This window comes from Streptomyces sp. SID3343 (assembly GCF_009865215.1).
GTDB lineage: Bacteria > Actinomycetota > Actinomycetes > Streptomycetales > Streptomycetaceae > Embleya.
In genome coordinates this window covers 1-230 of the sequence record NZ_WWJX01000551.1, presented here as the reverse complement: position 1 = coordinate 230, position 230 = coordinate 1, and the positions used below count along the sequence as shown (strand labels likewise).

Sequence of the window (230 nt, the reverse complement as noted above, 5' to 3'; positions counted from 1 at the left end):
AGATCGGGGATTGTTTGGATAACGGCTTCAAAATGTTTTTGTTGCTCGTTGCGGGCGATATTCATTTCAACCAATCGCTCGGATTTAAACGCAATTTCCGCGCTGGCAATGGTAATCATCAGGCTCAACAACGTGAGGCTGGCGGAGTAGAGCCAAATCAAATAATAACTGATGGGCAGGGTGGTTGCGGTAAAGGGGCCGAGGTTATGGACCGTCGACCAAATGGCGAT

1 protein-coding gene is annotated in these 230 nt (G+C 48.7%); it reads right to left on the bottom strand.

Annotation, left to right across the window (positions count from 1 at the left end; genetic code table 11):
* Window positions 1-230, bottom strand: a 230-nt coding sequence (locus GT354_RS16885; RefSeq protein WP_161357127.1) for a hypothetical protein, incomplete at both ends; no start/stop codon positions are given.